Origin of the sequence: Pseudomonas sp. 22490 (genome assembly GCF_052044465.1) — a bacterium.
GTDB lineage: Bacteria > Pseudomonadota > Gammaproteobacteria > Pseudomonadales > Pseudomonadaceae > Pseudomonas > Pseudomonas aeruginosa.
In genome coordinates, this window is record NZ_JBQENS010000007.1 from 18,073 (window position 1) to 43,380 (window position 25,308).

Below are 25,308 nucleotides of genomic sequence, written 5' to 3' on the forward strand. Positions count from 1 at the left end.
CCGACCCCGGAGGAACAACCGTGGACAACGACAACGAAACCATATTGGCAGTGATAGTCATCGTTCTCTTCGTCCTGGGAATCTTCCGGGTCGTCGGGGATATGCAGGAACTCTACAGGCAGACCGAGTTGAAAGGACAGGAGTTGAGCAGATGGAGCAAGCAATGAACAGGCGGGAGGTGACATTCCTCTCCGCCGTGGATGCCAGCAAGGTCGAGATACCGAGCAACGTGATCAGCATCGGCAGCAAGGGCGATTGGTATGCCTTTGCCTGCGATCACAAACGCGTTCTCCGGGTGGAGTTTGATGACGTCGACGGGTACTTGGGAAGCGATGGCTTTCTGGTATTCAGCCACATTGACGCCAAGCAGATCCACGACTTCGTGAACGAGTGCGGCGATGAGCCGATCATCGTCCACTGCCAAGCAGGCATGAGCCGATCCGCCGCAGTCGCTAAGTTCCTGGCCGACAAGCGCGGTTACACCCTGAACCTGTCGAAGCCTTGCCTAGGCACCACGCAATTCTACAACCGACATGTCTACGGAACGTTGAATCTCAACGATGCCGAAAGCATGAGCGCCTATTACGCCGAGATGGAGTTGGCCGACCGGCTTCGTGGCCACCCAAAGGAGTCCTGACCGTGCCTGACATGAGAGAAGAGTTTGAAGCGTGGGTATCAGGCAGAAAAGTCTGCACTCGTTACGGCGCGAAGTTGAACACCAACCCCGACGGCATGTACTCCGACTACCGGATAAACGATAGATGGTTGGCCTGGAAAGCCAGCCGCGCGGCTCTGAGGGTGGAGTTGCCGGACGACGGCATTGAGGACTGTCAACGTGACTGGCAGAACTCCTGCCGTGACAACTTCGATACCGGCTACTGCTATGCGACTGACCGGATCACTCAAGCCCTCCAGCAAGCCGGAATCGAGGTGAAGGAAAATGGATGAGCCACTTTTCAACGAACTGCTGGAAAGCGTGAAGCAGGCGGACCAGATCATGACCGACCACGCAGAGCTGCGGAGGCTGGCTAAGGCGGCAACGCCTGGGCCTTGGCGTGTTCAAACCGGGTGCAGTTGGCGCCGCATCGGAACCGACAGCGGTGATGGAGATGTACTTCGTCCATGCACGCACCCGCATGATGGCTGGCCTGACATAGTAGCGCCCGCAGAGAATTTGAAATACATCGCATCCGCCAACCCCAAAGCCCTCCTCGCCCTGCTGGACGAGATCGACGGGCTCAAGGCGGAGAACGAGGCGCTGCGGGGAGCGCTACAGGCCGTAGTGGATGATCCAACCTGGCGCAGCAACGACAACACCCTGTGGCCGAAGATCATCAAGGCCTTGGGGAAAGGAGCAACGCAATGAACGACCGCACACTACTCGAACTGGCGGCGCGGGCGGCGTGTGAGCGCTGGATTACCGACCAGAAACTATGCCAAGGCAGCGATATTTCGCTGTTCAGGCTGGAGCGTAATGGTGAGCTTGTGTCTCTGCACGCCCTTCTGTGCGAGGCATACCAGGCTGGGCAAGTCCGCGCCGCCGCCGAGATCGGCAAGTCTATGGGAGGTGGGGAATGAGCGAAATGCGGGAGGTATTCGAGAAACGAATGACCGGCATATTCGACCTGTCCGCCCACGTGGACAGCCAGGGAAACATCCGATATTCGGACAGCCACACACAGGCCGCTTGGGATGGATGTCAATTGGTGGTGGATTTATTCGAGCCGGCGCCATCAGCCGAGGCAAGGATGGACCTCGACTACATCGGAAGGCTTCATGCTCTGGAGAAGCTGAGACTACGCATCGCCGCTCACATGTTCATCAGGGAGAATGGAGAGCTGCTCGGATATGGCGTAACAGTCCCTGAGATGCGTGAGTTCCGGGAACTCCTTATCCCGTTCAACGGCGAAATCAAGATCAAGTAACCCAGCCGAGCCCACTAGGGCCTCTTCCTGAGGCCCGCCCGGCTGGGCGTTCAAATCCTACCAGAAGGCCTGACCGAGCAGTTAACCCCCATATTGCCCGATTCGGGCGCCCTGCCCGGCCAAGCCTCCACGAATTCTACCCGCCAACCCGATGCCGTTGATCGGCCAAGGTCTCGCTATGTCTTTGATTTCAGTTGAGGCGGCCGCCGGCATTCTCGGCGTGAGCCGCAGGACCGCGTACCGCTACGCGGACGAAAAGCTGATCCCGGTGGTCAGGTTCAAAAAGACCATCCGGGTCCACAAGGAAAAGCTCGAACAGATGCTTGAAGAGGAAGCCGCTGCTAGCATGCGCGACGCGGTCGGCGTACCGGAGGAAGTATGCCGTACAAGAGAAACGACTCCGCCTACTGGTGGATCTCTTTCAAATCAGCAACAGGAAAGCTTGTTAGACGCTCTTCTGGAACTGCCGACTACTCGGCGGCGAAAGCACTAGAGCAACAGGAGCGCGCGAAAGCGTGGAAGGAAAAGGAAATGGGCGTGAATCCGCCCAGGACCTTTGAGGAGGTGATCATTCCGTACCTGCAGCACGCTCGCCAGCATCAGCGCAGCTACGAAACGACCGTGCACCGCATAAAGCCGCTGCGCGAGTATTTTGCCGGACGCGTGGTCAACGATCTAGGGGGCCAGGACATCCGGGGATACGGTTCGCACAGATTGGATGCGGGCGCATCCCCGGCAACCATCAACCGAGAACTCGCCGCCCTCTCCGCGGCGATCAACCACTGCAACACAGAACTGGAGTGGGCCCTCCCGAATCCCGTTAAGGGACGGAAGATGCGCGAGGCAGAGGGGCGTGATCGTTGGCTGACAAGGGCAGAGGTCGAGGCCCTGTGCCGAGCCGCGCGCGGGCAGAAGTTTGGCCCGATGCTGGAGGACTTTATCCGCCTGGCCGTCAACACAGGGTGCCGGCGGGAGGAAATGCTTGGCCTGGAGTGGCGCAGGGTCGATTTCGCAAATCGACTGATCTACTTGGAGGCATCCCACACGAAGGCAGGCAAGCGCCGGAGCATCCCGATCAACGAAGGGGCGATGGCAGCACTAAAGCGACGAATGGCATTCAGGTCCGAGACCAGCCCGGAATGCCCCTGGGTCTTTGCGCGCGCTAACGGTGATCGAGTGATATCGCTTTCGGCCGGCTTCAAGCAGGCCTGCCAGGCAGCGAAGATTGCGGACTTTACGATTCACGACCTGCGCCACACCTGCGCGGCATGGCTGGTCAGCGCCGGCGTTCCGCTGGCGGATGTACGGGATCTGCTCGGACACTCGACAGTCGCGATGACTGAACGATATGCCCATCTTGCTCCGGCCAGGGTAAGGGATGCTGTTGGGGTTCTTGATCAAGTCCGTGAAAGCCGCATTTCACGTTCTGTTCACGCTGATAATCCAGCGCATCTACATGGAGGGCCGCTGAAGCTCGTAAACACTTGATTTAGAAGGTGGTGCGGACGGAGAGACTCGAACTCTCACGCCTTGCGGCGCTGGAACCTAAATCCAGTGTGTCTACCAATTCCACCACGTCCGCGGGACACTGCTTGGAAATGAAAACGCCAGGCCTCGGGCCTGGCGCTTCGGAATATGGGGTGGACGATGGGAATCGAACCCACGACACCAGGAGCCACAATCCTGTGCTCTACCAACTGAGCTACGCCCACCATATTACGACTTGCGGTAAAACATCGCCTGCTTCTTGCCGATTCGCCGAATGGCGCACCCGGCAGGACTCGAACCTGCGACCATCCGCTTAGAAGGCGGATGCTCTATCCAGCTGAGCTACGGGCGCTTTATTCATCTGCATTCAATGCTGAGCGCAAACTTTAAGCTCTGGCAATCACAAAGTCAGCAACCGACTTGCATTACCTCTTACCCTGCGTCCGGCTGTGCTCGGCAAGCGGGGCGCATGTTATACAGGGGGCGAAAGGCCGTCAACGGGTTTTTTAAAAAAATTCAGCTATATAAAGGAGTTACGGCAAATCCGCGGGTCGCCTCCTTTGCCCCGGGCGGCGTCCATGCGAAAATGCGCGTCCTTTTTCCACCCGATTCGATGGTTACCCTTCCGACATGACCGCACAACTGATCGACGGCAAAGCGATCGCCGCCAACCTTCGCCAGCAGATAGCCCAACGCGTGACCGAGCGCCGCCAGCAAGGCCTGCGCGTTCCCGGCCTGGCGGTGATCCTGGTCGGCACCGATCCGGCCTCTCAGGTCTATGTGGCGCACAAGCGCAAGGACTGCGAGGAAGTCGGCTTTCTCTCCCAGGCCTACGATCTTCCCGCCGAAACCAGCCAGGACGACCTGCTGGCCCTGATCGACCGCCTGAACGACGATCCCGCCATCGACGGCATCCTGGTCCAGCTACCCCTGCCCGCCCACCTGGACGCCTCCCTGCTGCTGGAGCGTATCCACCCGGACAAGGACGTGGACGGTTTCCATCCCTACAACATCGGCCGCCTGGCCCAGCGCATGCCCCTGCTGCGCCCCTGCACCCCGAAAGGCATCATGACCCTGCTCGCCAGCACCGGCGCCGACCTGTACGGCATGGACGCGGTCGTGGTCGGCGCCTCGAACATCGTCGGCCGGCCCATGGCTCTGGAGTTGCTGCTGGGTGGCTGCACCGTCACCGTGACCCACCGCTTCACCCGCGACCTGGCCGACCATGTGTCGCGCGCCGACCTGGTGGTGGTCGCTGCCGGCAAGCCGGGACTGGTCAAGGGCGAGTGGATCAAGGAAGGCGCCATCGTCATCGACGTCGGCATCAACCGCCAGGCCGACGGCCGCCTGGTCGGCGACGTGGAATACGAGGTGGCGGCACAACGCGCCAGCTGGATCACCCCGGTGCCGGGCGGCGTCGGGCCGATGACCCGCGCCTGCCTGCTGGAAAATACCCTGCACGCCGCCGAACACCTGCACGACTGAGGTCGCCGGTAATGAAAAGCCCCGCGAACGCGGGGCTTTTCATTTATCGCTGCGGGTTCAGTCGGCCAGGCGCCAGGTAGTGCCGCCCTTGCCATCCTCCAGCACCACGCCCATGGCGGTGAGCTGGTCGCGAATCCGGTCGGACTCCGCCCAGTTCTTCGCCGCCCGCGCCTCCAGGCGCGCCTGGATCAGCGCCTCGACCTCGGCCGCATCGACCTTGCCCTCGGCGCCCGCCTGCAGGAAGGCTTCCGGCTCCAGCTGCAGCACCCCCAGCAGGCCAGCCAACTGCTTCAGGCGCGCGGCCAGCGCGGCAGCCGCCGACAGGTCGCTTTCGCGCAGACGATTGACCTCCCGCGCCAGCTCGAACAGCACCGAGCAGGCACCCGCGGTATTGAAGTCGTCGTCCATCGCCGCGGCGAAGCGCTCGACATACTCCACCGCTTCCGCCGGCGCCGCCTCGGGCAGCCCCTTGAGCGCGTTGTAGAAACGGTCCAGGGCCGCCTTGGCCTCGCGCAGGTTCTCCTCCGAGTAGTTGATCGGACTGCGGTAATGGCTGGCGATCAGCAGGTAACGCACCACTTCGGGGTGATATTTCTCCAGCACTTCGCGGATGGTGAAGAAATTGCCCAGCGACTTGGACATCTTCTCGCCGTTGATGGTGATCATCCCGCAGTGCAGCCAGGACTTGGCGTAGGGCTTGCCGGTCGCGGCCTCGCTCTGGGCGATCTCGTTCTCGTGGTGAGGGAACTCCAGGTCGTTGCCACCGCCATGGATGTCGAAGGAATCGCCCAGGCAGCAGGTGGACATCACCGAGCATTCGATGTGCCAGCCCGGGCGCCCCTCGCCCCAGGGCGACGACCAGCTCGGCTCGCCCGGCTTGGCGCCCTTCCAGAGCACGAAATCGAGCGGATCCTCCTTCGCTTCGCCCGGCTCGATCCGCGCACCGATGCGCAGGTCCTCGACCCGCCGCCGCGACAACTTGCCGTAGCCAGCGAACTTGCCGACCCGGTAGTACACGTCCCCGTTGCCCGGCGCGTAGGCATAGCCCTTGTCGATCAGGGTCTGGATCATCGCGTGCATGCCGGCGATGTGATCGGTGGCGCGTGGCTCCTGGTCCGGCTTGAGGATGTTCAGCCGGGCCTCGTCCTCGTGCATCGCCGCGATCATGCGCTCGGTCAGCACATCGAACGGCTCGCCGTTCTCGTTGGCGCGATTGATGATCTTGTCATCGATATCGGTGATGTTGCGCACGTACGTCAGGTCGTAGCCACGGTGGCGCAACCAGCGGGTGATCACGTCGAACGCCACCATGCTGCGGCCGTGGCCCAGATGGCAGTAGTCGTACACGGTCATGCCGCACACGTACATGCGTACCTGGTTGCCGACCAGCGGCGTGAAGACTTCTTTGGTCTTGCTCAGCGTGTTGTAGATCTGCAGCACGGTCTTTCCTCAGCCCTGTCCCCAGGAGTCACGCAGGGTGACGGTACGGTTGAACACCGGCTTGCCCGGCCTGGAGTCCTTCAGGTCGGCGACGAAATAGCCTTCGCGCTCGAACTGGAAGCGATCCTCCGGGTTCGCCTGGCCCAGCGACGGCTCGGCGCGACAGCCGGCCAGTACCTGCAGGGAGTCGGCGTTGATGTTGTCGAGGAAGCTGCCGCCCTCTTCCGCCTTCTCCGGATTGGCCGAGCGGAACAGCCGATCGTACAGGCGCACTTCGCACTCGACGCTGCCCTCGGCCGGCACCCAGTGGATCACGCCCTTGACCTTGCGGCCTTCCGGGTTCTTGCCCAGGGTGTCCGGATCGTAGCTGCAGCGCAGTTCGACGATATTGCCGTCGGCATCCTTGATCGCTTCGTCGGCACGGATCACGTAGCTGCCGCGCAGACGCACCTCGCCACCGGGGATCAGGCGCTTGTAGCCGGCCGGCGGGACTTCCTCGAAGTCACCGGCATCGATGAACAGCTCGCGACCGAACGGCAGTACGCGCACTCCCATGTCTTCCTTCGGATGACGCGGCAACTCGAGGTTCTCCACCTGCCCTTCGGGGTAGTTGGTGATCACCACCTTGAGCGGTTTCAGCACGCACATGGCACGCGGCGCGGTGGCGTCCAGGTGGTCGCGGATGCTGAACTCGAGCATGCCGATGTCGACCACGCCGCTGGCACGGTTCACCCCTATCATCTCGCAGAAGTTGCGGATCGACTCCGGGGTGTAGCCGCGGCGGCGATAGCCGGACAGGGTCGACATGCGCGGATCGTCCCAGCCGCTGACATGGCCTTCGTCGACCAATTGCTTGAGCTTGCGCTTGCTGGTCACGGTGTAGTTCAGGTTGAGCCGGGAGAATTCGTACTGGCGCGGTTGCGCAGGTACCGGCAGGTTGGCCAGGAACCACTCGTAGAGCGGACGATGGTCTTCGAATTCCAGGGTGCAGATCGAATGGGTGATGCCCTCGATGGCGTCCGACTGACCGTGGGTGAAGTCGTAGCTCGGGTAGATGCACCACTTGTCGCCGGTCTGGTGGTGATGCGCATGGCGGATGCGGTACAGGATCGGATCGCGCAGGTTCATGTTCGGCGAACCCATGTCGATCTTCGCCCGCAGCGAACGGGCGCCGTCGGGGAACTCACCGGCCTTCATGCGGGCGAACAGGTCGAGGTTCTCCTCCACCGAACGGTCACGGTAAGGGCTGTTGCGGCCCGGCTCGGTGAGGGTGCCGCGGTATTCGCGCATTTCCTCGGGACCGAGGTCGCAGACGAACGCCTTGCCGGCCTTGATCAGCTCGATGGCCCAGGCATGCAACTGGTCGAAATAGTTGGAGGCATAGCAGACCTCGCCGGACCACTGGAAGCCCAGCCACTTGATGTCGGCCTCGATGGCATCGATGTACTCCTGGTCTTCCTTGGCCGGGTTGGTGTCATCGAAGCGCAGATGGCAATCGCCAGCGAATTCCTGGGCCAGGCCGAAGTTCAGGCAGATCGACTTGGCGTGGCCGATGTGCAGGTAACCGTTGGGCTCCGGGGGGAAACGGGTGACGATCTTCGCGTGCTTGCCGGCATCCAGGTCGGCTTGAACGATCTGGCGCAGGAAGTTCGGGGCGGCGGTGGTCTCTGGCTTGCTCATGGGATCCTTGGTCATGCTCTCGCCCGACCAGGGTAGGCCGGGCAAATCAAAGCGCTTATCATAGCCGAAGCTGTCAACCCCCTGACAGGCCTTCGATTTTCACGACAAAGCGGATTACCCACATGATCAAGCTGCATACCAACCATGGCGTCATCACCCTGAAGCTCGATGAAGAGAAAGCCCCGGAAACCGCGGCGAACTTCAAGGAGTACGTGAAAAGCGGCCACTACGACAACACCGTCTTCCACCGCGTGATCAACAACTTCATGATCCAGGGCGGCGGTTTCGAGCCGGGCATGAAGCAGAAGCCCACTCGCGCACCGATCAAGAACGAAGCCAACAACGGCCTGACCAACAAGGTCGGCAGCATCGCCATGGCTCGTACCATGGACCCGCATTCGGCCAGCGCGCAGTTCTTCATCAACGTCGCCGACAACGATTTCCTCAACCATACCGCCCCCACCACCCAGGGCTGGGGCTATGCCGTCTTCGGCGAAGTGGTCGAGGGCATGGACGTGGTCAACAAGATCAAGGGCGTGGCCACCACCATGCGCAGCGGCCACCAGGACGTGCCGGCCGAGGACGTGATCATCGAGAAGGCCGAAATCGTCGAAGAATGAAGCGATGAGCGTCCTGTTCATCTCGGACCTGCATCTCGAAGCGGAACGCCCGGACATCACCCGGGCGTTTCTGTCTTTCCTCGATGAGCGCGCCCGCCGGGCCGAGGCCCTGTACATCCTCGGCGACTTCTTCGAAGCCTGGATCGGCGACGACGGCATGGACGCCTTCCAGCGCTCCATCGCCCAGTCCCTGCGCCAGGTGGCCGACGGCGGTACGCGCATCTACCTGATGCACGGCAATCGCGACTTCCTCATCGGCAAGGCGTTCTGCCGCGAGGCCGGATGCACGCTGCTGCCCGACCCGAGCGTGATCGACCTGTACGGCGAGCCGGTATTGCTGATGCACGGGGACAGCCTGTGCACCCGCGACGAGGCCTACATGCGCCTGCGCCGCTGGCTGCGCAACCCGCTCACGCTCTGGGTACTGCGCCACCTGCCGCTGGCCACCCGGCACAAGCTGGCACGCAAGCTGCGCAAGGAAAGCCGCGCGCAGACCCGCATGAAAGCCGTCGACATCATCGATGTCACACCCGAAGAAGTGCCCCGGGTCATGCGCAGGCATGGCGTGCGTACCCTGATCCACGGCCACACTCATCGGCCGGCCGAACACCCGCTGGACATCGACGGCCAGCCCGCCCGGCGCATCGTGCTCGGCGACTGGGACCGCCAGGGCTGGGCCCTGGAGATCGACGCCAACGGCCATCGCCAGGCGCCCTTCCCGCTCTGACCCACCCCAGGCCCGCCATGCGGGCCTTTCAGAAACATTATGCGATTCGCATTTTTTCCGCCGTCCATCTTGACGTCGCGGGCCACCTTTCAGCAGGATCGCGCTCCCCCACCCCGCATCAAGGAATGATCGTGATCATCTCGAAGGGAAACCTGATCAAGTTCGTCGCCGCCCCCCTCGGCGTGCTCGCCCTCGGCTTCGGCCTGTTCAACGGCGTGTTCTTCTATAACGAAGCCGGCTTCATGACCCACGTAAGGACCATCTTCGGCGACGAGAAGATCGTCGATGACGTCGGCTACGCGACCAAGTGGTTCGGTCGCGCCACCACCTGGAAGAAGGCCATCAGCGTGCAGTCCGTACTGGTCATGGACGATAACGACACCAATCCGGACAACGACGGCCTCGGCGCCACCATCGAGGCTTTCCCGATCGTGTTCCTCGGCAACGTCGACGCCAAGGTCGAATCTTCCGCGCGCTTTCGCCTGCCCGGCGGCGAGCCGTTCCTGAAGATGGCCCAGGAATACCGCAACCCGGACAATTTCATCCGCACCGCACTGGTGCCGGCGATCAAGGAAACCCTCCAGGCCACCGCTTCGCTGATGAGCGCCGACGACTACTACGCCGGAGCCCGCAGCGAATTCGCCGCCGAGTTCGAGAACCAGCTCAACGACGGCCTGTACCTGATCAAGCGCAAGGAAGTCCGCGGGCCGCGCGGCGCCATTCCGCACCAGACCGCGATCCTCCAGGCCGGCACCGAGCAGGGAGCGTTCGGCGACAACAACGCCAGCCAGTTCGTCACCGAGAAGGTCACCGATGCCAAGGGCATCCCGGTACGCAAGCAACAGCAGTTCCGCAAGTTCGGCGTCGAGGTGGTGGAAGCGCGGATCACCAACGTCGATCCCAACCCGCAGTACAAGCAGCGCATGGTCAAGGTCCAGCAGGCGCTCGCCGAGCTGGCGGTGGCGCGGCAGAACCGCCTGAAGGAAGAAGAGGAAAAGCTGTTGGTCACCGCCCGCGGCGAGAAGGAAGTCGAGGCCAAGCGCCAGGAAACCCTGCGCGACCAGATCGAACGCACCACCCAGGCGGAAACCGACAAGCAATTGGCGGTGATCAACGCCGAGCGCGAGAAGCAGCGCGCCGAGATCGAGAAGCAGACCGCCGAACTGCTGCGCGACAAGGCCACGGTGACCGCCCAGGCCACCAAGATCACCGCCGACGCCGAGGCCTACGCCCGCGAAGCGGTGATCAAGGCGGACGGCGCGTTGCAGCCGAAGCTCGACGCGCTGATCGCGATCAACAAGGTCTGGGCCGAAGCCGCCGCCCAGGCCCCCGTCCCCAGCGTAATGATGGGCGCCGGCGCCAACGGCGCGGCGAGCCGCCAGGACGAGATCGGCCAGCTGATGGGCGTTCTGGCGACCAAGGCCGCCCGCGACCTGGCTCTCGACCTCAAGGTCAAGGACTGATCCAGGCAGCAAAAAAAGCGCCCCGCGGGGCGCTTTCTTGTTTCCGGCTCAGGCCACCAGGTCCACCGGGAGGCCGCTGTGGAAGCGGAACTCGTTGTCCGGACTGCTGATCAGCTCGGCCTCCTTGGCCCGCACCACCTCGATCGTCCGCTCCACGTCGGCCTCGTCGCCGTACTGGTAGGCCAGCTTCAGGTAGTCCTGGAAATGCCGCGACTCGGACTTCAGCAAACCGCCGTAGAATTTCGCCAGCTCCGCGTCCAGGTGCGGCACCAGGGCGGCGAAGCGCTCGCAGGAACGCGCCTCGATGAAGGCGCCGACCACCAGCGTATCGGTCAGCCGCTGCGGCTCCTGCTTGCGCACCAGGTCGCGCAGCGCCGAGGCGTAGCGGGAGGCGCTGACATTGACCACCGGGATACCGCGTTTCTTCAGGATCGCCAGCACCTGCTCGAAGTGGCGCAGCTCCTCGCGCGCCAGGCGGCTCATCTTGTTCACCAGGTCCAGGCGGCCGGAGTACTTGCCGATCAGTTGCATCGCCGTAGCCGCGGCCTTCATCTCGCAGGCCTTGTGGTCCAGCAGCATGACGTCCTGGCGCTCCAGGGCCGCCTCGACCCAGGCGGCGGGAGTGGAACAGGCAAGGAATTGGTCGATCTCGGGCAACATGGTGCAGGTCACTCATTCTGGAAAGGGCCTGCCACGACGCTGGTCGGGGCAGGAAAGGCGGAGCATTATACGGAAGCTGCGGTGGTCGGGCAGGCCGACCCGTTTGATATGCATCAAGAGCAGCGGCTGGATTGCGTCTAGAGTTGTTTCAGCGATAACCACAAGCACTCAGGGAGACGATCATGCAAGCCATTCGCAGCATCCTCGTGGTGATTGAACCGGACCAGCTGGAAGGTCTCGCCCTGAAACGGGCACAACTGATCGCCGGCGTGACCCAGTCGCACCTGCACCTGCTGGTCTGCGAGAAGCGCCGCGACCACAGCGCCGCCCTCAACGACCTGGCCCAGGAACTGCGCGAGGAAGGCTACAGCGTCTCGACCAACCAGGCCTGGAAGGACTCCCTGCACCAGACCATCATCGCCGAGCAACAGGCCGAAGGCTGCGGGCTGATCATCAAGCAGCACTTTCCCGACAACCCGCTGAAAAAGGCCATCCTCACCCCGGACGACTGGAAACTGCTGCGCTTCGCGCCCTGCCCGGTACTGATGACCAAGACCGCCCGGCCCTGGACGGGCGGAAAGATCCTCGCCGCGGTCGACGTCGGCAACAACGACGGCGAGCACCGCTCCCTGCACGCCGGGATCATCAGCCATGCCTACGACATCGCCGGCCTGGCCAAGGCCACGCTGCACGTGATCAGCGCCCACCCCTCGCCGATGCTCTCCTCCGCCGACCCAACCTTCCAGCTCAGCGAAACCATCGAGGCCCGCTATCGCGAGGCCTGCCGCACCTTCCAGGCCGAGTACGGTTTCAGCGACGAACAATTGCACATCGAGGAAGGTCCGGCCGACGTGCTGATCCCGCGCACCGCGCAGAAGCTCGACGCGGTGGTCACCGTGATCGGCACCGTGGCGCGCACCGGGTTGTCCGGCGCGCTGATCGGCAATACCGCGGAAGTGGTGCTGGATACCCTGGAAAGCGACGTGCTGGTGTTGAAGCCGGACGACATCATCGCCCACCTGGAGGAACTGGCCAGCAAGGAGTGACCGCTGGTCGGACGAAAAAGCCGCCCAAGGGCGGCTTTTTCGCTGGAGACACCGCCTATCTGTCGATCGCCTGCAGGAACGAGGGCGCGATGTAGCGCTGGTAATGCGCTTCCGACAGCAGGAAGAATTCCCGGTCGATGGCATCGCGCAGGTCCGGCAGGCTCCAGTCGCGGAATTCCGGCAGCAGTGCCACGCCGTAGGCTTCGATCTGGTTGATCAGCCGGGAACCGCGGGCGATCAACTGGTAGGCCCAGCAATAGGGAGACTGCTCGGGGACGAAGCGGATCTGCCGCTGCTCCAGTTGCAGGCGCAGGCGCGCGGCGTCGAAGACTTCCAGCTTGGCGGCCATCACCTGGGCCAGCAACTGCTCAAGGCGACTCCAGACAGCCCGCTTTTCCTCGGCGTCGTAGAGGTTCCAGTTGACCACCTCATGGTGGAAACGCTTGCAGCCACGGCATACCAGGTCGCCGTATACCGTGGAGCAAAGCCCTACGCAGGGGGTTTTGATTCTTTGCGAAGACATGGCCGGGACAACGAAAACAAAGCGGCATCTTAGCCCTTTGTCTAATCAAGTTCACCCTGTGGTTCCTAGGGTTTCCGACTTAACTTTGCGTCGAGTTTCCAGTAACATTGGCCCGCCTTTTTAGGCGCCAATGTCCGTTAGAAGCTGTTTTCAAAGCGTCACGAGCACAGTTTCCGGCAGGTACGCTGGCGACGGCGCCTCCCTCAAGCGTCTCGCCAGCCCCACCCCAGCCCGCCGGCGTAAAACTTTGAAAACAGCTTCTGTCTGGAACCTGCCGATGCCCTCGTAGGTTGGTGGATTACCGTCCACCTGGGCCTGACGAGCGGATCTGCGTCGGTTCCTGGATACGTGTCCCCCGGGACCACTGATGAGGGAAATACTGTGCTTGAAGCCTACCGCAAACACGTAGAAGAGCGTGCCGCCCAGGGTGTCGTGCCCCAACCGCTGAACGCCGAACAGACCGCAGGCCTGGTCGAGCTGCTGAAGAACCCGCCGGCCGGCGAAGAAGAATTCCTCCTTGACCTGATCACCAACCGCGTACCGCCGGGCGTCGACGAAGCCGCCTACGTCAAGGCCGGTTTCCTTTCCGCCATCGTCAAGGGCGAAGCCACCTCCCCCCTTATCGACAAGCAACGTGCCGCCGAGCTGCTGGGCACCATGCAGGGCGGCTACAACATCGCCACCCTGGTCGAGCTGCTGGACGACGCCGAACTGGCCAACACCGCCGCCGAACAGCTGAAGCACACCCTGCTGATGTTCGACGCCTTCCACGACGTCGCCGAGCGCGCCAAGAAGGGCAATGCCGCGGCCAAGTCCGTGCTGCAATCCTGGGCCGATGGCGAGTGGTTCAAGGCCAAGCCGGAAGTCCCGGAAAAGCTGACTCTCACCGTATTCAAGGTCCCCGGCGAAACCAACACCGACGACCTCTCCCCGGCCCCCGACGCCTGGTCGCGCCCGGACATCCCGCTGCACGCCCTGGCCATGCTGAAGATGGCCCGCGACGGCATCGAGCCGGTCCAGCCGGGTTCGGTCGGTCCGCTGAAGCAGATCGAAGCGGTCAAGGCCAAGGGCTTCCCGGTCGCCTACGTCGGCGACGTGGTCGGCACCGGTTCCTCGCGCAAATCCGCCACCAACTCGGTGCTGTGGTTCTTCGGCGACGACATTCCGTTCGTGCCGAACAAGCGTGCCGGCGGCTTCTGCTTCGGCACCAAGATCGCACCGATCTTCTACAACACCATGGAAGATGCCGGCGCCCTGCCGATCGAGTTCGACTGCACCAACCTGGCCATGGGCGACGTCATCGACGTATACCCCTATGAAGGCAAGGTCGTTCGCCACGACAGCGGCGAAGTGGTCACCACCTTCGAGCTGAAGACCCCGGTCCTGCTCGACGAAGTCCGCGCCGGCGGCCGTATCCCGCTGATCGTCGGCCGTGGCCTGACCGAGAAGGCCCGCGCCGAGCTGGGCCTGGGCGCCTCCGACCTGTTCCGCAAGCCGGAAGCACCGGCCGATAGCGGCAAGGGCTTCACCCTGGCGCAGAAAATGGTCGGCCGCGCCTGCGGTCTGCCGGAAGGCCAGGGCGTGCGCCCGGGCACCTACTGCGAACCGAAGATGACCACCGTCGGTTCCCAGGACACCACCGGCCCGATGACCCGCGACGAACTGAAGGACCTCGCCTGCCTCGGCTTCTCCGCCGACCTGGTGATGCAGTCCTTCTGCCACACCGCGGCCTATCCGAAGCCGATCGACGTCAAGACCCACCACACCCTGCCCGACTTCATCATGACCCGTGGCGGCGTGTCGCTGCGCCCGGGCGACGGCATCATCCACAGCTGGCTGAACCGCATGCTGCTGCCCGATACCGTTGGTACCGGCGGCGACTCGCACACCCGCTTCCCGATCGGCATCTCGTTCCCGGCCGGCTCCGGCCTGGTGGCCTTCGCCGCCGCCACCGGCGTGATGCCGCTGGACATGCCGGAGTCGGTGCTGGTGCGCTTCAAGGGCAAGCTGCAACCGGGCATCACCCTGCGTGACCTGGTCCATGCGATCCCTTACTACGCGATCCAGCAGGGCCTGCTGACCGTCGAGAAGAAGGGCAAGAAGAACATCTTCTCCGGCCGCATCCTCGAGATCGAAGGCCTCAACGACCTGACCGTGGAGCAGGCCTTCGAGCTGTCCGACGCCTCGGCCGAGCGTTCCGCCGCCGGCTGCACCATCAAGCTGCCGGAACAGGCGATCGCCGAGTACCTGAAGTCCAACATCACCCTGCTGCGCTGGATGATCGGCGAAGGCTACGGCGACCCGCGCACCCTGGAGCGTCGCGCCCAGGCGATGGAAGCCTGGCTGGCCAAGCCGGAGCTGCTGGAAGCCGACAAGGACGCCGAGTACGCCGCGGTGATCGAGATCGACCTGGCCGACGTCAAGGAGCCAGTGCTCTGCGCGCCGAACGATCCGGACGACGCGCGTCTGCTGTCGAGCGTACAGGGCCGCAAGATCGATGAAGTGTTCATCGGCTCCTGCATGACCAACATCGGTCACTTCCGCGCCGCCGGCAAGCTGCTGGACAAGGTCAAGGGCGGCATCCCGACCCGTCTGTGGCTGGCTCCGCCGACCAAGATGGACGCCCACCAGCTGACCGAGGAAGGCTACTACGGCATCTACGGCAAGGCTGGCGCGCGCATGGAAATGCCGGGCTGCTCGCTGTGCATGGGCAACCAGGCTCGCGTCCAGACCGGTTCCACCGTGGTCTCCACTTCGACCCGTAACTTCCCGAACCGTCTGGGCGATGCCACCGATGTGTTCCTGGCATCGGCCGAGCTGGCGGCGGTCTCCTCGATCCTCGGCAAACTGCCGACCGTGGAGGAGTACATGGCCTACGCGAAGGACATCGACAGCATGGCTGCCGACGTCTACCGCTACCTGAGCTTCGACCAGATCGCCGAGTTCCGCGAAGCGGCTGCGAACGCCAAGATCCCGGTCGTCCAGGCCTGATCCAGCGACGCGTCGAACAAGCCCCGCCCCGTGCGGGGCTTTTTCTTGCCCGGCGAAAACCCCCGCGCCGCCTGGCATAGCGCTTGCTGTGGCAGCTATGGAAAAGCGCGCCGACGACGGCGCCGGCGCACTGGAAAACGGGACGGCCCGCGCCGCTCTCCCGCACTCGAGGTGGTGATGACAGACAGAGCGATACGCAGCCAGGCCTGGGCCGGCGGTTCCGACGCACCGGAAAAGAGCGCCCTGGACATCGGTTTCATGGCGCTGACCGATTCGGCCTCGCTGATCGTGGCCGCCACCCAGGGCTTCGCCCAGCCCTACGGCCTCACGCTCAATCTCAGGCGCCAACCGTCCTGGGCCACCTTGCGCGACAAACTGCTCAGCGGCGAGCTGGATGCCGCGCAGTGCCTGTACGGGCTGGTCTACGGCGTCCAGCTCGGCCTCGGCGGCAGCGCGGCAAGCGAGATGGCGGTGCTCATGGGACTGTGCCAGAACGGCCAGGCGATCAATCTTTCCGAACCGCTGAAGCAGGCTGGCGTGACCAGTGCGGAGGCACTGCTCCGGCATCGGCGCCAGAATGGTGCACGCCTGACCCTGGCGCAGACCTTTCCCACCGGTACCCACGCGCTCTGGCTGAACTACTGGCTGGCGAGCATCGGTCTGCATCCGCTGCACGACGTGCACAGCGTGGTGGTTCCACCGGCGCAGATGGTCGGCCATCTCCAGGCCGGGCGCATCGACGGGTTCTGCGCCGGCGGACCCTGGGGCGCCCTGGCCGTGGACCAGGGCCAGGGCTTCACCATCGCCACCAGCCAGGCGATCTGGCCGGACCACCCGGAAAAGGTCCTCGGCACTACCCGCGCCTTCGTCGACGCCTACCCGAACACCGCCCGCGCGCTGGTCATGGCGGTCCTCGACGCCAGCCGCTTCATCGAACAGAACGCCGAGAACCGCCTGGGCACCGCGCAACTGATCAGCGGCCGCGACTATGTCGACGCTCCGCTCGGCGCGATCCAGCCGCGCTTCTTCGGCCGCTACCAGGACGGCCTCGGCAACGCCTGGCAGGACCCGCATCCGCTGCGTTTCTATGCCGACGGCGAAGTCAACCGGCCCTGGCTCTCGGATGGCATGTGGTTCATGACCCAATTCCGCCGCTGGGGCCTGCTGCGCGAAGACCCGGACTACCTGGGCATCGCCCGGAGGGTCCAGCAGACCGCGCTGTACCGCGATGCCGCGACGGCCCTTGGCCTGTGCCTGGACGGCGCCGACATGCGCCGCTCGACACTGATCGACGGGCGCACCTGGGACGGCAGCGACCCCGCCGGCTACGCCCGCAGCTTCCCGATCCACGCCCTGGCCGAAACCGGCCAGGGCATCGACCTCTGACCCTGGTGCGCCCGCCATGCTGCGTATCCTGCTGATCGACGACACGCCGAAGAAAGTCGGACGCCTCAGGGCCGCCCTGCTCGAGAGCGGTTTCGAAGTGGTGGACGAGTCAGGGCTGACCATCGACCTGCCGGCGCGCGTCGAAGCGCTGCGTCCCGACGTGATCCTGATCGACACGGAGTCTCCCGGCCGCGACGTGATGGAGCAGGTCTGCCTGGTCAGCCGCGACCAGCCGCGCCCGATCGTGATGTTCACCGACGAGCACGATCCGGGAGTGATGCGCCGCGCCATCCAGTCCGGGGTCAGCGCCTACATCGTCGAAGGCATCCAGGCCAGCCGCCTGCAACCGATCCTCGACGTCGCCATGGCGCGCTTCGAGAGCGACCAGGCGCTGCGCGCTCAACTGCAGGCGCGCGAGGCGCAGCTGGCCGAGCGCAAGCGCATCGAGCTGGCCAAGGGCCTGCTGATGAAGATGAAGCATTGCGGCGAGGAGGAGGCCTACACGCTGATGCGGCGCCAGGCCATGAGCCGCCAGCAGAAGCTGATCCAGGTCGCCGAGCAGATCATCGCCATGCACGACATGCTCGGCGGCTGAATCCGGCTGGGCAGCTGGCGATCATATCGCCAGCCACCCTGCTGGCCCCCGGCGCAGAGCGGCGCGGCTATGCTCGTGCGCCCGGAACGGCCCTATCCGTTCTGGGAGCTACCCCCTCGCCACCCTCGACTAGCATGACCAGGGAGGCCCGCAGTGGACGCCCAGGGCTAGGAGCCGCAGGCGTCCGCCCGAACCGCACCGCCGACTCAGCGGTCAGGAGATGCTCAGCATGATCGATCTCAGCACCTGGAACCTTACCATTCCCACCGAACCCACCCCGCAGGTGATCACCACCCAGCAACTCAACAACGGCTACCAGAGCCAGTACTTCCAGCAAGGCAACGATGGCGGCCTGGTCTTCTGGGTGCCCATCGACGGCTCGCACACCGAGGACAGCACCTATCCCCGCACCGAACTGCGCGAAACCCAGGCCGACGGCAGCCTCGACAACTGGTACTACTGGCAGGCCGACAACGAATTGCGGGTGACCATGAGCGTCGAGAAGGTCCCCTCGAAGAACAAGGTGATCATCGGCCAGATCCACAGCAAGTCGCCACAGACCGACGACGGCGAACCTCTGGTGAAGCTGCAGTACTACTACAAGCCCGAGGAAGGCCTCGGCCGGGTCGAGGCACTGGTACGCAACCACCCGGACGATTCCTATAGCCGCAACGTGTCGATCCTCGAGCAGGTACGCCTGGGCGAGCGCTTCAACTACAGCCTGCGCGTCACCTCCAGCGGCGAGTTGGCGGTGCGCGCGCGCAGCCAGGACGGCGAAGAGGACGCTTACTACCAGACCCTCGGCAGCGCCTGGAACGACCAGTTGCTCTATTTCAAGGCCGGCGCCTACGTGAACGACAACGCCGGCGACAGCGGCGAAGGCAGCCGCGTGACCATCTACCACCTGAACACCGCCCATCGCTGAACCGCCGACGGCGCACGGACGCGCCGCCCCAGCCCTGTGCAAGCCCCCGACGCCTGCCACCGCGGCGTGCACGCCCGACGCCATGGTTGTCCCTGCAACCGCTCTACGCCGCGCTTTCGACAACTTGGCAAAGAGCTTGCTACGTCCTGCCTGACGGTAGCCAACGGCGGTTACCCATCCCCGACAAAGACGTCGCGCGGCCTCTCCTTCCCGGCAGAGGCCCGTGGCGTCTTCGTCGTTTCGCCCCAGCGTCGGGGCGGGTGGGTGGTCCGCTGTCGGACGCTCACCTTGTAGCGATGCAACTTCCGCCGGGCGGCCGTTCCGCCCCGATTCCGCTGGATACGAGGTGTTCGATGAACAACAGCTTCTGGAAGGCCGGCCATGCGCCGACCCTGTTCGCGGCGTTTCTCTATTTCGACCTGAGTTTCATGGTCTGGTACGTGCTCGGCCCGCTGGGGGTGCAGATTGCCGGCGACCTGCAACTGAGCACCCAACAGCGCGCGATGATGGTCGCCACGCCGATCCTCGCCGGCGCCGTACTGCGCTTCCTGCTCGGCCTGCTGGCCGATCGCTGGTCGCCGAAGAGCGCCGGCATCCTCGCCCAGGTCATCGTCATCGCCGCCCTGGCGGCCGCCTGGCTGCTGGGCGTGAACAGCTATGCGCAGGCACTGCTGCTGGGGTTGTTCCTCGGCTTCGCCGGGGCATCCTTCGCCGTGGCCCTGCCGCTCGCATCGCAATGGTACCCGCCGCAACACCAGGGCAAGGCCATGGGCATCGCCGGCGCGGGCAACTCCGGCACCGTGCTCGCCGCCCTCTTCGCCCCCGGCCTGGCCGCCGCGTTCGGCTGGAACAACGTGTTCGGCTTCGCCCTGCTGCCGCTCGTCCTGACCCTCCTGGTGTTCGCCATGGTCGCGCGCAACGCCCCGCAGCGGCCGGCGCCCAAGGCCATGGGCGATTACCTGAAAGCCCTCGGCGACCGCGACAGCTGGTGGTTCATGTTCTTCTACAGCGTCACCTTCGGCGGCTTCCTCGGCCTGGCCAGCACCCTGCCCGGCTATTTCCACGACCAGTACGGCCTGAACCCGGTGACCGCCGGCTACTACACCGCCGCCTGCGTCTTCGCCGGCAGCCTGATGCGCCCGCTCGGCGGCGCCCTCGCCGATCGCATCGGCGGCATCCGCAGCCTGCTGATGGTGTACACCCTGGCCGCCATCTGCATCGCCGCGGTCGGTTTCCACTTGACCAGCGCGATGGCCGCCCTCGGCCTGTTCGTGGTCGCCATGCTCAGTCTCGGTGCCGGCAATGGCGCGGTGTTCCAGTTGGTACCGCAGCGCTTCCACAAGGAAATCGGCGTGATGACCGGGCTGATCGGCATGGCCGGCGGCATCGGCGGCTTCTGCCTGACTGCCGGCCTCGGCGCGATCAAGCAAAGCACCGGCGACTACCAGCTCGGCCTGTGGCTGTTCGCCAGTCTCGGCGTGCTGGCCTGGTTCGGCCTCCACGGGGTGAAGCGGCGCTGGCGCACCACCTGGGGCTCGGCCGCGGTTACCGCCGCGCGGGTCTGAGCGTGGGGCTGCGACTGAGCATCGGCGAGGCCAGCGCCTGCGGGCCTCGCACGGAAAACCAGGACGCGCTGCGGGTGGTCACCCCGGCGCCGGCCCTGGCCGCCAGCAAGGGACACCTGCTGGCCATCGCCGACGGTGTCAGCCAGTGCGCCGATGGCGGCCTGGCGGCGCGCAGCAGCCTGCAAGCGCTGGCCCTGGATTACTATGCGACTCCGGAAACCTGGGCCATCGTGCAGTCCCTGGACCGCCTGCTGCTGGCGCAGAACCGCTGGCTACAGGCCAACGGCGGCGGCCAGCCGCTGCTCACCACCCTCACCGCCCTGGTGCTGCGCGGCACCCGCTACACCCTGGCCCACGTCGGCGATTGCCGGGCCTACCTGTGGCGCGACGGCGAGTTGCTCCGGCAGACCAGCGACCACGTCTGGGAACAGCCGCACATGCAACACGTGCTGACCCGCGCCCTGGGACTGGACCAGCATCTGGTGGTCGACTATCTGGAAGGCGATCTGGAGCCCGGCAGCCAGTGGCTACTGGTCAGCGACGGCGTCTGGGCGACGCTGGGCGACAGCGGCATCCGCAGCATCCTGCGCAACGCCGAAGAGCCGCAGCGCAGCGCCGAGGCTCTGGTTCGCGCCGCCCACCTGGCAGGCAGCCAGGACAACGCCAGCGCCCTGCTGGTGCGCGTGGAAGCCGTGCCCGCAGGCAGCCTCGGCGACGCCCTCGCGCAACTGGGCCACTGGCCACTGCCGCCACCGCTGAAGCCCGACCAGCTCTTCGAAGGCTGGCGGGTCCGGCAGTTGCTCGGCGAATCCCGCCAGTCCCTGCTCTACCGGGTCGAGGATGGCCAGGGCCAACCCTGGCTGCTGAAGACCCTTCCCGCCGCACGTGCCGACGATCCGCTGGCAACCCAGGCCCTGCTGCTCGAGGAATGGTTCCTGCGCCGCGTCCAGGGCCGGCATTTCCCCGAGCTGCACGGATTGGCGCAACGCCAGCATCTGTATTACCTGATGCGCGAGCACCCCGGAGAGACTCTCGCCGAGCGCTTGCGCAACCATGGCCCGCTGTCGCTGCCGGAGTGGCTGGGGCTGGCCAACCAGCTGCTGCGCGGGCTTGGCCAGTTGCATCGACGCAACCTGCTGCACCGCGACCTCAAGCCGGAAAATCTCCACCTCGGCCGCGACGGCGAGCTGCGCCTGCTGGATTTCGGCCTGGCCTGGTGTCCGGGATTGTCGCGCGAAGACCCCCATCTGCTACCGGGTACGCCCAGCTACCTGGCGCCGGAGTGCTTCTCCGGCACCTCGCCCTCGGTGCGCCAGGATCTCTACGCCACCGGCGTCTGCCTCTACCAGGCGCTGACCGGGCGCTATCCCTATGGCGAGATCGAAGCCTTCCAGCACCCGCGCTTCGGTCGCCCCGTCCCGCCCAGCCGCTATCGCCCCGACCTGCCGGCCTGGATCGACGACCTGCTGCTGCGCGCCGTCGCCTGCGACCCCGCACAGCGCTTCGAGACCGCCGAGGAATGGCTGCTCTCGCTGCAACAGGGAGAAGCGTTGCCGGCCGCGGCAACCCGCCCATTGCTGGAGCGCGAACCGCTGCAGACCTGGCGCGCCATCGCCCTGCTGTCCCTGGCCGCCAACCTGGCGCTGCTCCTGGTCTGGCTGAAGGGCTGAGAGGCACCAGCCCGGTGCGATACGCCCCGGCACGGGGCAGAAAGACCGCGGGGAGGCCCCGCGTTATCCCTGCAAGGCCATGGAGATAGGCAATAGCGCAAGTTGGCACGGCGCCTGCTTGGGTTCTCCCGACAATCGACAACAAAGCGCCTGCCTCAACGACGAGGCGGCGTTTCCCGACCGAACGGGACCTGGACAAAGGCGTCCTGCTGGCAACAGCGGGACGCCTTTTTTGTTTGCGCCAACCTTATGCAGGAGCTACTCCGCATGAAGAAGATCAAGCTGGTGATGGTCGGCAACGGCATGGCCGGGGTCCGTACCCTGGAAGAACTGCTCAAGCTCAACTCGGACTTCTACGACATCACGGTGTTCGGCGCCGAGCCCCATCCCAACTACAACCGCATCCTGCTGTCCCCGGTGCTGGCCGGCGAGCAGACCTTCGAGGAAATCGTCCTCAACGACCTCAACTGGTATGCGGAAAACGGCATCAAGCTCCTCCTCGACCGCAAGGTGGTGCAGATCGACCGGGTCCGCCGCAGGGTGGTCGCCGCGGACGGCAGCGAGGCCGAGTACGACCGCCTGCTGCTGGCCACCGGCTCGGTCCCCTTTATCCTGCCGATACCCGGCAATCGCCTGCAGGGCGTGATCGGCTACCGCGACATCGCCGACACCCAGGCCATGATCGACTGCGCCCGGACCCACAGCCACGCGGTGGTGATCGGCGGCGGCCTGCTCGGCCTGGAGGCGGCCAACGGCCTCAAGCAACGCGGCATGGACGTGACCGTCGTGCACCTCTCCGACTGGCTGCTGGAACGCCAACTGGACCGCACCGCCGGCAAACTCCTGCAAGGCGCGCTGGAAGCCCGCGGCATCCGCTTCCGCCTGAACACCCAGACCCAGGAACTGATGGACAACGGCAGCGGCCGGGTCTGTGCCGTGCAGTTCAACGACGGCGACGTGATTCCCGCCGACCTGGTGGTAATGGCCGCCGGCATCCGCCCCAATACCGAGCTGGCCGAAAGCGCGGGCATCCCCTGCAACCGCGGCATCCTGGTCAACGACACCCTGCAGACCTACGACCCACGCATCTATGCGGTCGGCGAATGCGCCAACCACCGTGGCATCGCCTACGGCCTGGTTGCGCCGCTGTTCGAGCAGGCCAAGGTCTGCGCCAACCACCTGGCTCATCTCGGCTACGCCCGCTACCAGGGCTCGGTGACCTCGACCAAGCTCAAGGTGACCGGTATCGACCTGTTCTCCGCCGGCGACTTCATCGGCGGCGAAGGCAGCGAGACCATCACCCTTTCCGACCCCATCGGCGGCGTCTACAAGAAGCTGGTGATCAAGGACGATGTACTGGTCGGCGCCTGTCTCTACGGCGACACCGCCGACGGCGGCTGGTACTTCCGGCAGATCCGCGAGAACCACAACGTCGCGCAGATCCGCGACCACCTGATGTTCGGCGAGAACGCCCTCGGCGATGTCGGCCACCAGGGCCAGAACAGCGCCGCGAGCATGCCCGACACGGCCGAAGTATGCGGCTGCAACGGCGTCTGCAAGGGCACCATCGTCAAGGCGATACAAGAACACGGCCTGTTCAGCGTCGACGAAGTCAAGAAACACACCAAGGCCGCCAGCTCCTGCGGTTCCTGCGCGGGATTGGTGGAACAGATCCTGATCAGCACCGTCGGCGGCGCCGCCGACGTCAAGCCGAAGAGCGAGAAGGCCATCTGCGGCTGCAGCGACCTCAACCACGGGCAGATCCGCAAGGCCATTCGCGAACACCGGCTGACCAGTCTCGACGCCGCCATGCGCTTCATGGACTGGAAGACCCCGAACGGCTGTGCCACCTGCCGCCCGGCCCTGAACTACTACCTGATCTCGACCTGGCCGGGAGAAGCCAAGGACGATCCGCAGTCGCGCCTGATCAACGAACGCGCCCACGCCAACATCCAGAAGGACGGCACCTACTCGGTGGTACCGCGGATGTGGGGCGGCGTGACCAACGCCGCCGAGTTGCGGCGCATCGCCGACGTCGCCGACAAGTACCAGGTGCCGATGGTCAAGGTCACCGGTGGCCAGCGCATCGACCTGCTGGGGGTGAAGAAGGACGACCTGCCGGCCATCTGGAAAGACCTCGACATGCCCTCCGGACATGCCTACGGCAAATCCATCCGCACCGTGAAGACCTGCGTCGGCAGCGAATTCTGCCGCTTCGGTACGCAGAACTCGACGCAGCTGGGCATCGATCTGGAACACGACCTGTTCAACATGTGGTCGCCGCACAAGGTCAAGCTGGCGGTCTCCGGCTGCCCGCGCAACTGCGCCGAGGCCGGGATCAAGGACGTCGGCATCATCGGCGTGGACTCCGGCTGGGAGATGTACATCGGCGGCAACGGCGGGATCAAGACCGAGGTCGCGGAGTTCTTCGTCAAGCTCAAGACCGCCGAAGAGGTGCGCGAATACAACGGCGCCTTCCTCCAGCTCTACCGCGAGGAAGCCTTCTACCTGGAGCGCACGGTGCATTACCTGCAGCGGGTCGGCATGGAGCACATCCGCAAGGCGGTGGTCGAGGACGCGGAAAACCGCAAGGCGCTCAACGACCGCCTGCAATTCGCCCTGTCCTTCGAGCAGGACCCATGGAAGCAGCGCATCGAACAGCCGCAATTGAAGAAGGAGTTCGAACGGATTCCGCTCAAGCAACTGGAAAACGTCTGAATCCCTTGTCCGGGCCGTCCCACGGCGGCCCTCCCCCTACCGGAGTGAACCGATGAACTGGCTGGATATCTGCGCCCTCGATGAAATCAACCCGCTGGGCTCGCGCGTGGTCGCCGGCCCGAAAGGCGACATCGCCATCTTCCGCGCCGCCGACGACCAGGTCTTCGCCCTCGATGACCGCTGCCCGCACAAGGGCGGCCCGCTGTCCCAGGGCCTGATCTACGGCAAGCGAGTGGCCTGTCCGTTGCACAACTGGCAGATCGAACTGGAGAGCGGCGAAGCCGTGGCCCCGGACCAGGGCTGCGCCCATCGCCACCCGGTGCGGGTGGAGAACGGACGGGTGCTGCTCGGCCTGGACAGCGTGGCGCTGTGCGCCTGATCTCTCGCCGATAACAGGAGCC

25 protein-coding genes and 3 tRNA genes are annotated in these 25,308 nt (G+C 64.7%); 21 read left to right on the top strand and 7 right to left on the bottom strand.

All coding sequences use genetic code 11. The features are described 5' to 3' along the window. Window positions 1-20: 20 nt before the first annotated feature. The 8 genes from ACTJJX_RS09650 (at window position 21) to ACTJJX_RS09685 (ending at window position 3,413) form a co-directional block, all read left to right on the top strand. Window positions 21-167, top strand: a complete 147-nt coding sequence (locus ACTJJX_RS09650) for a hypothetical protein (RefSeq protein ID WP_023082558.1) — start codon at window positions 21-23, stop codon at window positions 165-167. Further along, the gene (locus tag ACTJJX_RS09655; protein ID WP_023082559.1) at window positions 152-637 is read left to right on the top strand and encodes a dual specificity protein phosphatase family protein; all 486 of its coding nucleotides are present in this window, start codon (window positions 152-154) and stop codon (window positions 635-637) included. Before ACTJJX_RS09650 ends, ACTJJX_RS09655 begins: the two co-directional genes overlap by 16 nt. A gap of 2 nt (window positions 638-639) precedes the next feature. Further along, window positions 640-948: a hypothetical protein gene (locus tag ACTJJX_RS09660; protein WP_023082560.1), complete on the top strand. Its 309-nt coding sequence runs from the start codon at window positions 640-642 to the stop codon at window positions 946-948. Beyond that, a complete protein-coding gene (locus ACTJJX_RS09665; RefSeq protein WP_023082561.1) occupies window positions 941-1,366 on the top strand; it encodes an ead/Ea22-like family protein in 426 nt (141 codons plus the stop codon). The genes ACTJJX_RS09660 and ACTJJX_RS09665 overlap by 8 nt, the downstream gene beginning before the upstream one ends. Beyond that, on the top strand, window positions 1,363-1,578 hold the full coding sequence (locus tag ACTJJX_RS09670; RefSeq protein ID WP_023082562.1) for a hypothetical protein: 216 nt from the start codon (window positions 1,363-1,365) through the stop codon (window positions 1,576-1,578). Before ACTJJX_RS09665 ends, ACTJJX_RS09670 begins: the two co-directional genes overlap by 4 nt. Then, the gene (locus ACTJJX_RS09675; RefSeq protein WP_023082563.1) at window positions 1,575-1,925 is read left to right on the top strand and encodes a hypothetical protein; all 351 of its coding nucleotides are present in this window, start codon (window positions 1,575-1,577) and stop codon (window positions 1,923-1,925) included. Before ACTJJX_RS09670 ends, ACTJJX_RS09675 begins: the two co-directional genes overlap by 4 nt. A 178-nt stretch (window positions 1,926-2,103) precedes the next feature. Further along, entirely contained in the window at window positions 2,104-2,418 is a 315-nt protein-coding gene (locus tag ACTJJX_RS09680) for a helix-turn-helix domain-containing protein (RefSeq protein WP_003124828.1), read from the top strand. Continuing rightward, complete coding sequence (locus tag ACTJJX_RS09685; protein ID WP_023082564.1) at window positions 2,304-3,413, top strand: tyrosine-type recombinase/integrase; 1,110 nt, start codon at window positions 2,304-2,306, stop codon at window positions 3,411-3,413. The genes ACTJJX_RS09680 and ACTJJX_RS09685 overlap by 115 nt, the downstream gene beginning before the upstream one ends. Before the next feature lie 9 nt (window positions 3,414-3,422). Here ACTJJX_RS09685 and ACTJJX_RS09690 read toward each other — a convergent pair. The 3 genes from ACTJJX_RS09690 to ACTJJX_RS09700 all read right to left on the bottom strand — a co-directional run bounded on the left by ACTJJX_RS09690 (window position 3,423) and on the right by ACTJJX_RS09700 (window position 3,765). Further along, window positions 3,423-3,507 (bottom strand) — tRNA-Leu (locus ACTJJX_RS09690). A gap of 54 nt (window positions 3,508-3,561) precedes the next feature. Then, window positions 3,562-3,637, bottom strand: a tRNA-His gene (locus ACTJJX_RS09695). A gap of 51 nt (window positions 3,638-3,688) precedes the next feature. Further along, window positions 3,689-3,765 (bottom strand) — tRNA-Arg (locus ACTJJX_RS09700). Window positions 3,766-4,043: 278 nt separating this feature from the next. On the opposite strand from ACTJJX_RS09700, the gene folD reads away from it, so the two are divergent. Next, complete coding sequence (gene folD, locus ACTJJX_RS09705) at window positions 4,044-4,898, top strand: bifunctional methylenetetrahydrofolate dehydrogenase/methenyltetrahydrofolate cyclohydrolase FolD (RefSeq protein WP_003087898.1); 855 nt, start codon at window positions 4,044-4,046, stop codon at window positions 4,896-4,898. A gap of 57 nt (window positions 4,899-4,955) precedes the next feature. Here the strand turns inward: folD and cysS are convergent, their stop codons facing one another. Both cysS and ACTJJX_RS09715 read right to left on the bottom strand, forming a co-directional pair. Further along, on the bottom strand, window positions 4,956-6,338 hold the full coding sequence (gene cysS, locus ACTJJX_RS09710; protein ID WP_016851753.1) for a cysteine--tRNA ligase: 1,383 nt from the start codon (window positions 6,336-6,338) through the stop codon (window positions 4,956-4,958). Window positions 6,339-6,347: 9 nt separating this feature from the next. Further along, window positions 6,348-8,018, bottom strand: a complete 1,671-nt coding sequence (locus ACTJJX_RS09715; RefSeq protein WP_003098032.1) for a glutamine--tRNA ligase/YqeY domain fusion protein — start codon at window positions 8,016-8,018, stop codon at window positions 6,348-6,350. Between the two features lie 122 nt (window positions 8,019-8,140). On the opposite strand from ACTJJX_RS09715, the gene ACTJJX_RS09720 reads away from it, so the two are divergent. From ACTJJX_RS09720 to ACTJJX_RS09730, 3 genes are all read left to right on the top strand, one after another. Further along, the gene (locus tag ACTJJX_RS09720; protein ID WP_003087890.1) at window positions 8,141-8,638 is read left to right on the top strand and encodes a peptidylprolyl isomerase; all 498 of its coding nucleotides are present in this window, start codon (window positions 8,141-8,143) and stop codon (window positions 8,636-8,638) included. Between the two features lie 4 nt (window positions 8,639-8,642). Beyond that, on the top strand, window positions 8,643-9,365 hold the full coding sequence (lpxH, locus tag ACTJJX_RS09725) for a UDP-2,3-diacylglucosamine diphosphatase (protein ID WP_003087888.1): 723 nt from the start codon (window positions 8,643-8,645) through the stop codon (window positions 9,363-9,365). Between the two features lie 131 nt (window positions 9,366-9,496). Next, window positions 9,497-10,828, top strand: coding sequence for an SPFH domain-containing protein (locus ACTJJX_RS09730; protein WP_003087885.1), 1,332 nt, complete (start codon window positions 9,497-9,499; stop codon window positions 10,826-10,828). Between the two features lie 48 nt (window positions 10,829-10,876). Here ACTJJX_RS09730 and ACTJJX_RS09735 read toward each other — a convergent pair whose 3' ends face one another. Continuing rightward, window positions 10,877-11,500 (bottom strand): tRNA isopentenyl-2-thiomethyl-A-37 hydroxylase MiaE, encoded by a 624-nt coding sequence (locus tag ACTJJX_RS09735; protein WP_004342965.1) that lies wholly within the window; start codon window positions 11,498-11,500, stop codon window positions 10,877-10,879. A gap of 170 nt (window positions 11,501-11,670) precedes the next feature. Here ACTJJX_RS09735 and ACTJJX_RS09740 point away from each other — a divergent pair, with 170 nt between their 5' ends. Beyond that, a complete protein-coding gene (locus ACTJJX_RS09740) occupies window positions 11,671-12,534 on the top strand; it encodes a universal stress protein (RefSeq protein ID WP_003087881.1) in 864 nt (287 codons plus the stop codon). Between the two features lie 55 nt (window positions 12,535-12,589). Here ACTJJX_RS09740 and ACTJJX_RS09745 read toward each other — a convergent pair whose 3' ends face one another. Continuing rightward, window positions 12,590-13,057 (bottom strand): DUF1289 domain-containing protein, encoded by a 468-nt coding sequence (locus tag ACTJJX_RS09745; protein WP_003098041.1) that lies wholly within the window; start codon window positions 13,055-13,057, stop codon window positions 12,590-12,592. A 381-nt stretch (window positions 13,058-13,438) separates the two neighbouring features. On the opposite strand from ACTJJX_RS09745, the gene acnB reads away from it, so the two are divergent. The 8 genes from acnB (at window position 13,439) to nirD (ending at window position 25,286) form a co-directional block, all read left to right on the top strand. Further along, the gene (gene acnB, locus ACTJJX_RS09750; protein WP_003087875.1) at window positions 13,439-16,048 is read left to right on the top strand and encodes a bifunctional aconitate hydratase 2/2-methylisocitrate dehydratase; all 2,610 of its coding nucleotides are present in this window, start codon (window positions 13,439-13,441) and stop codon (window positions 16,046-16,048) included. Between the two features lie 177 nt (window positions 16,049-16,225). Then, the gene (locus ACTJJX_RS09755; protein ID WP_003098042.1) at window positions 16,226-17,434 is read left to right on the top strand and encodes a CmpA/NrtA family ABC transporter substrate-binding protein; all 1,209 of its coding nucleotides are present in this window, start codon (window positions 16,226-16,228) and stop codon (window positions 17,432-17,434) included. Between the two features lie 16 nt (window positions 17,435-17,450). Continuing rightward, entirely contained in the window at window positions 17,451-18,029 is a 579-nt protein-coding gene (locus ACTJJX_RS09760) for an ANTAR domain-containing response regulator (protein WP_003087868.1), read from the top strand. 229 nt (window positions 18,030-18,258) lie between these two features. Further along, window positions 18,259-18,954, top strand: a complete 696-nt coding sequence (locus ACTJJX_RS09765) for a polysaccharide lyase family 7 protein (RefSeq protein ID WP_003098044.1) — start codon at window positions 18,259-18,261, stop codon at window positions 18,952-18,954. 353 nt (window positions 18,955-19,307) lie between these two features. Next, window positions 19,308-20,519: an MFS transporter gene (locus tag ACTJJX_RS09770; protein ID WP_003098047.1), complete on the top strand. Its 1,212-nt coding sequence runs from the start codon at window positions 19,308-19,310 to the stop codon at window positions 20,517-20,519. Between the two features lie 74 nt (window positions 20,520-20,593). After that, window positions 20,594-22,189 carry a bifunctional protein-serine/threonine kinase/phosphatase gene (locus ACTJJX_RS09775; RefSeq protein WP_004342954.1) on the top strand — a complete coding sequence of 532 codons (1,596 nt, stop codon included), beginning with the start codon at window positions 20,594-20,596 and terminating at the stop codon, window positions 22,187-22,189. 267 nt (window positions 22,190-22,456) lie between these two features. Further along, window positions 22,457-24,907 (top strand): nitrite reductase large subunit NirB, encoded by a 2,451-nt coding sequence (nirB, locus tag ACTJJX_RS09780; protein ID WP_003098052.1) that lies wholly within the window; start codon window positions 22,457-22,459, stop codon window positions 24,905-24,907. Window positions 24,908-24,959: 52 nt separating this feature from the next. Next, a complete protein-coding gene (nirD, locus tag ACTJJX_RS09785) occupies window positions 24,960-25,286 on the top strand; it encodes a nitrite reductase small subunit NirD (RefSeq protein ID WP_003098054.1) in 327 nt (108 codons plus the stop codon). Window positions 25,287-25,308: the final 22 nt, after the last annotated feature.

Bases quoted from the DNA above. Each gene is read 5' to 3' on its own strand.
- ACTJJX_RS09675 (WP_023082563.1), top strand. From the start codon at position 1,575: ATGAGCGAAATGCGGGAGGTATTCGAGAAACGAATGACCGGCATATTC.
- ACTJJX_RS09715 (WP_003098032.1), bottom strand. From the start codon at position 8,018: ATGAGCAAGCCAGAGACCACCGCCGCCCCGAACTTCCTGCGCCAGATC.
- ACTJJX_RS09755 (WP_003098042.1), top strand. From the start codon at position 16,226: ATGACAGACAGAGCGATACGCAGCCAGGCCTGGGCCGGCGGTTCCGAC.
- ACTJJX_RS09765 (WP_003098044.1), top strand. From the start codon at position 18,259: ATGATCGATCTCAGCACCTGGAACCTTACCATTCCCACCGAACCCACC.
- ACTJJX_RS09680 (WP_003124828.1), top strand. From the start codon at position 2,104: ATGTCTTTGATTTCAGTTGAGGCGGCCGCCGGCATTCTCGGCGTGAGC.
- ACTJJX_RS09685 (WP_023082564.1), top strand. From the start codon at position 2,304: ATGCCGTACAAGAGAAACGACTCCGCCTACTGGTGGATCTCTTTCAAA.
- ACTJJX_RS09665 (WP_023082561.1), top strand. From the start codon at position 941: ATGGATGAGCCACTTTTCAACGAACTGCTGGAAAGCGTGAAGCAGGCG.
- ACTJJX_RS09770 (WP_003098047.1), top strand. From the start codon at position 19,308: ATGAACAACAGCTTCTGGAAGGCCGGCCATGCGCCGACCCTGTTCGCG.
- ACTJJX_RS09720 (WP_003087890.1), top strand. From the start codon at position 8,141: ATGATCAAGCTGCATACCAACCATGGCGTCATCACCCTGAAGCTCGAT.
- folD (WP_003087898.1), top strand. From the start codon at position 4,044: ATGACCGCACAACTGATCGACGGCAAAGCGATCGCCGCCAACCTTCGC.
- ACTJJX_RS09760 (WP_003087868.1), top strand. From the start codon at position 17,451: ATGCTGCGTATCCTGCTGATCGACGACACGCCGAAGAAAGTCGGACGC.
- ACTJJX_RS09655 (WP_023082559.1), top strand. From the start codon at position 152: ATGGAGCAAGCAATGAACAGGCGGGAGGTGACATTCCTCTCCGCCGTG.
- nirD (WP_003098054.1), top strand. From the start codon at position 24,960: ATGAACTGGCTGGATATCTGCGCCCTCGATGAAATCAACCCGCTGGGC.
- ACTJJX_RS09740 (WP_003087881.1), top strand. From the start codon at position 11,671: ATGCAAGCCATTCGCAGCATCCTCGTGGTGATTGAACCGGACCAGCTG.
- lpxH (WP_003087888.1), top strand. From the start codon at position 8,643: ATGAGCGTCCTGTTCATCTCGGACCTGCATCTCGAAGCGGAACGCCCG.
- ACTJJX_RS09670 (WP_023082562.1), top strand. From the start codon at position 1,363: ATGAACGACCGCACACTACTCGAACTGGCGGCGCGGGCGGCGTGTGAG.
- ACTJJX_RS09745 (WP_003098041.1), bottom strand. From the start codon at position 13,057: ATGTCTTCGCAAAGAATCAAAACCCCCTGCGTAGGGCTTTGCTCCACG.
- nirB (WP_003098052.1), top strand. From the start codon at position 22,457: ATGAAGAAGATCAAGCTGGTGATGGTCGGCAACGGCATGGCCGGGGTC.